The sequence below is a fragment of the Pseudomonas sp. SDO5522_S412 genome (assembly GCF_054071215.1).
Genome location: NZ_JBSVWQ010000342.1, coordinates 1 through 4,473 on the forward strand (window position 1 = coordinate 1; position 4,473 = coordinate 4,473).

Annotated in this window: 4 protein-coding genes; 1 reads left to right on the forward strand and 3 read right to left on the reverse strand. The window is 61.7% G+C overall.

Translation table 11 applies throughout. The annotated features are described in order from the left end of the window. Positions 1–75: 75 nt before the first annotated feature. From ACW9I6_RS30990 to phhA, 3 genes are all read right to left on the reverse strand, one after another. A complete protein-coding gene (locus tag ACW9I6_RS30990; protein ID WP_177081032.1) occupies positions 76–1,272 on the reverse strand; it encodes an amino acid aminotransferase in 1,197 nt (398 codons plus the stop codon). Next, positions 1,272–1,628, reverse strand: a complete 357-nt coding sequence (locus ACW9I6_RS30995; RefSeq protein ID WP_010166022.1) for a 4a-hydroxytetrahydrobiopterin dehydratase — start codon at positions 1,626–1,628, stop codon at positions 1,272–1,274. Before ACW9I6_RS30995 ends, ACW9I6_RS30990 begins: the two co-directional genes overlap by 1 nt. 104 nt (positions 1,629–1,732) lie before the next feature. Then, the gene (phhA, locus tag ACW9I6_RS31000; RefSeq protein WP_003214615.1) at positions 1,733–2,524 is read right to left on the reverse strand and encodes a phenylalanine 4-monooxygenase; all 792 of its coding nucleotides are present in this window, start codon (positions 2,522–2,524) and stop codon (positions 1,733–1,735) included. Positions 2,525–2,790: 266 nt separating this feature from the next. Here phhA and ACW9I6_RS31005 point away from each other — a divergent pair, with 266 nt between their 5' ends. Then, on the forward strand, positions 2,791–4,356 hold the full coding sequence (locus tag ACW9I6_RS31005; protein ID WP_003214613.1) for a sigma-54-dependent phenylalanine hydroxylase transcriptional regulator PhhR: 1,566 nt from the start codon (positions 2,791–2,793) through the stop codon (positions 4,354–4,356). The last annotated feature ends 117 nt before the right edge of the window (positions 4,357–4,473 follow it).

Sequence of the window (4,473 nt, forward strand, 5' to 3'; positions counted from 1 at the left end):
AGTCACCAGATAATTCGACTGACCCACCGCATTCGCGAGCAAGCCCGCTCCCACATTTGGAGCCGGTTTCTTCAGTCAGGTGTGGGAAACATCCGCGATGGCTTCGGCCAACAGTGTCAACCGCGTCGCATCAATCCCCGCCACGTTCGCACGCCCGGAATTGACCATATACACGCTGTGCTTGTCCCGCAGTTGCTTCACCTGTTCCGCACTCAACCCGGTATAGGAAAACATCCCGCGTTGCGCCGCAATATGCGCGAACCGCTCCGACAAGCCATGGGGCGCCAACGCCTCCACCAGCCCGGAACGCAGCTGCGCAATCCGCGCCCGCATCGCTTCCACTTCCTCGGCCCACTGCTTTTTCAGCCCGGCGTCACCGAGAATCGTCGCCACCACAGCAGCACCATGGTCCGGCGGCGTCGACCACAAGTTACGCGCAATGAACGCCAGCTGGCTGCGCACATCCGTCAGTTTCTCGGCGTCCGCCGCGCACACAATCAACGCGCCGACACGGTCGCTGTACAAGCCGAAGTTCTTCGAGCAGGAACTGGTGATCAGTACTTCGGGCAGCTCAGCCGCGAACAGCCGCACCGCCCATGCATCCTGTTCCAGGCCATCGCCAAAACCCTGATACGCAAAGTCGATCAGCGGCAGCAACTGACGTTCCTGGACGATCTTCAGCACCTGGCGCCAGTCATCGTGGGACAGGTCGAAACCGGTCGGGTTGTGGCAGCAGGCGTGCAGCAGCACCACATCGCCTTTTGGCACGGTGGACAGGGTGGTCAGCATCGCCGCTACGTCCAGGCGATTGTCGCTGCCCACGTACGGGTAATGGCTGACCTTGAGCCCGGCCTTGGCGAAGATGGTTTCGTGGATCGGCCAGGTCGGGTTGCTCAGCCATACGCCACGGCCGGGCAGGCTGTGGGCGATAAAGTCGGCGCTCAGGCGCAGCGCGCCGGTGCCGCCAGGCGTCTGGGTGGCGCCGGCGCGGCGTTCACTCAGCAGTGGCGAACCGGCGCCCAGCACCAGCTCGCTGATCAGCGAGCCGAACGCGGCGTTGCCATGGCCGCCGATGTAGGTCTTGGTGGTTTGTTGCTCCACCAGGCGCTGCTCGGCCAGTTTCACCGAATGCGGGATTGGCGTCAGGCCCTGGTCGTCCTTGTACACGCCCACGCCGAGGTCGAACTTGAGCGGGTTCGGGTCCTGGGCATACAGCTCCATCAGCCCGAGGATCGGGTCTCCGGGCACCCGGCCAATTGCGTCGAAATGCATTACTTGCGGCCCTCGGCATCCTTGGCCACTTCGTCGGTGCGCGCGGCCATGATGAAGTCGTTGCGGTGCAGGCCCTTGATGGAGTGGCTCCACCAGGTCACGGTGACTTTGCCCCATTCGGTGAGCAGGCCCGGGTGATGGCCTTCAGCTTCGGAGATCGCGCCCACGGCGTTGGTGAAGGCCAGGGCGAATTTGAAATTCTTGAACAGGAAGACCTTTTCCAGCTGCATCACGCCATCGCGTACTTCGATGTTCCAGTCGGGGATCTGCTTGATCAGCACCGGCAACTCTTCGTCGCTGACTTGCGGGGCGTCGGCGCGGCAGGCTTCGCAGTGGGCTTGGTTCAACGTGGTCATGTGGGTATTCCTGAAATCGAGTATTTGGAAACGGTCGTCAGTAGCGTCACCCTAAAGCAACGCGGGGCCAGGGAACAGACTCACCTGGCCCTAAAAGCCGCAGTTCAAGCAGCTTTTGGCTTGGGCGGGAACTTCGGTGCGTGCAGCCCCAGCTGCATCCCGCGTTCGACCATGCCCATGATGTCTTCCTGCGCCACTTCGAACAGGCGCTTGAGGTTGGGCAGGGCGAAGTACACGGGTTGCAGAATGTCGATGCGATACGGCGTGCGCATCGCTTCGAGCGGGTCGAAGGCTTGATGCTCGGGCACGTCCGAGAGGCAGTACACGGTCTCCTTGGGCGAAGACAGGATGCCGCCACCGTAGATTCGCCGGCCTTCGGGCGTGTCCACCAGGCCGAACTCGATGGTCATCCAGTACAGGCGCGCCAGGTACACGCGCTGTTCCTTGGTGGCGGCCAGGCCGAGCTTGCCGTAGGTGTGGGTGAATTCCGCGAACCAGGGGTTGGTCAGCAGTGGGCAATGGCCGAAGATCTCGTGAAAAATGTCCGGTTCCTGCAGGTAATCCAGCTCTTCACGGGTACGAATAAACGTCGCCACCGGAAACTGCTTGTTGGCGAGCAATTCGAAAAAAGTCTGGAAGGGGATCAGCGCCGGCACCCGGGCGACTTGCCAGCCCGTGGTCTCGGCCAGCACTTTGTTGACTTCCGCCAGCTGTGGAATGCGGTCGTGGGGCAGGCCGAGCTTGTCGATGCCGTCCAGGTATTCCTGGCAGGCGCGGCCCTCGATCACTTTCAGTTGGCGCGTGATCAGGGTGTTCCACACCGCGTGTTCTTCGGGCGGGTAGTCGATAAAACCGTTCGCGTCGGGCTCGCGGGCCACGTACTGCGTCTGCTTCATACTGCTCTCCTGCTAGGCATTCGTTCTTGTTATGTCCTGGGATGAGCCTATTGATACGCCGCCTGGGCCAGGAAGCCATCCTCCTGCGCCATGCTTTTGTAGGAAAAGTTACTGAGATTCGTAAAGTTTTCGTTACGGTTGAGGCAATTCGTTCTCCCTGTGGCGTATTTTGGGTGTGAATCGCCATGCAGCTGTCACATAATCTTGACGATTATCTGCGGCCGGCGGCAAAAAGACGCAGCGACTCCACCTCTTCGGGCCTTCTCATGCGTATCAAAGTGCATTGCCAGAACCGCATCGGCATCCTGCGGGACATCCTCAACCTGCTGGTGGAGTACGGCGTGAACGTTGCCAAGGGCGAGGTCGGTGGCGAGCACGGCAACGCCATTTACCTCTATTGCCCGAACCTGGTGAACCTGCAGTTCCAGGCATTGCGCCCGCAGTTCGAGGCGATTGCCGGGGTATTTGGCGTCAAGCGGGTAGGGCTGATGCCCAGCGAGCGTCGGCATATGGAGCTCAACGCGCTGCTGGGGGCGCTGGAGTTTCCGGTGCTGTCCATCGACATGGGCGGCTCCATCGTCGCGGCCAACCGCGCGGCGGCGCAGTTGCTCGGAGTACGGGTGGATGAGGTGCCGGGCATTCCGTTGTCGCGCTACGCCGAAGATTTCGATTTGCCGGAACTGGTACGGGCCAGCAAATCGCGAATCAATGGCCTGCGGGTCAAGGTCAAGGGCGATGTATTCCTGGCCGATATTGCGCCGCTGCAATCCTCCGAGCATGACGACAGCGAAGCCATGGCCGGCGCCGTACTGACCCTGCACCGCGCCGACCGGGTGGGTGAGCGTATCTACAATGTGCGCAAGCAGGAACTGCGCGGCTTCGACAGCATTTTCCAAAGCTCCAGGGTCATGGCCGCCGTGGTGCGTGAGGCTCGGCGCATGGCGCCGTTGGATGCGCCTCTATTAATAGAAGGCGAAACCGGCACCGGCAAAGAGTTGCTGGCCCGCGCTTGTCACCTGGCCAGCCCACGCGGCCAGTCGCCGTTGATGGCGCTCAACTGCGCCGGTTTGCCCGAGTCCATGGCCGAGACCGAGTTGTTCGGCTATGGTCCCGGCGCCTTTGAAGGGGCGAGGGCGGAGGGCAAGTTGGGACTGCTGGAGCTGACGGCGGGCGGTACGTTGTTTCTCGACGGCGTCGGCGAAATGAGCGCGCGGTTGCAGGTGAAGTTGCTGCGCTTTCTGCAGGACGGCTGCTTTCGCCGTGTAGGCAGTGATGAAGAGGTGTACCTGGATGTGCGGGTGATCTGCGCGACCCAGGTGGACCTTTCCGAACTGTGCGCCCGGGGCGAATTCCGCCAGGACCTTTACCATCGTCTCAATGTGCTCTCGCTGCATATCCCGCCGCTACGCGAGTGCCTCGACGGTTTGCCGCCGCTGGTGGAGCACTTCCTGGATCAGGCCAGCCGGCAGATCGGCTGCCCGCTGCCCAAGCTCGCACCGGCGGCGATGGAACGCCTCAGCCATTACCACTGGCCGGGGAATGTGCGGCAGCTGGAGAACGTGCTGTTCCAGGCGGTTTCGCTGTGTGAGGGCGGCACCGTCAAGGCCGAGCACATTCGCCTGCCGGACTATGGCGTGCGCCAGCCGCTGGGGGATTTTTCCCTGGAAGGCGGGTTGGAGGAGATCGTCGGGCGCTTTGAAAAGGCCGTGCTGGCGCAGTTGTATGCCGAACATCCCAGCAGCCGGCTGTTGGGCAAGCGGCTGGGCGTGTCCCACACCACCATCGCCAACAAATTGCGTGACTACGAAGTCGTCAAAGCCGAACGCGGTTAAACCTGTGGGAGCGGGCTTGCTCGCGAATGCGGTGGGTCAGTCGAATTATCCGGTGACTGACAAAACACCCTCTAGAGAAAAAAAAATCCCACAAAAAAACACTCCCAAACTTCGGCC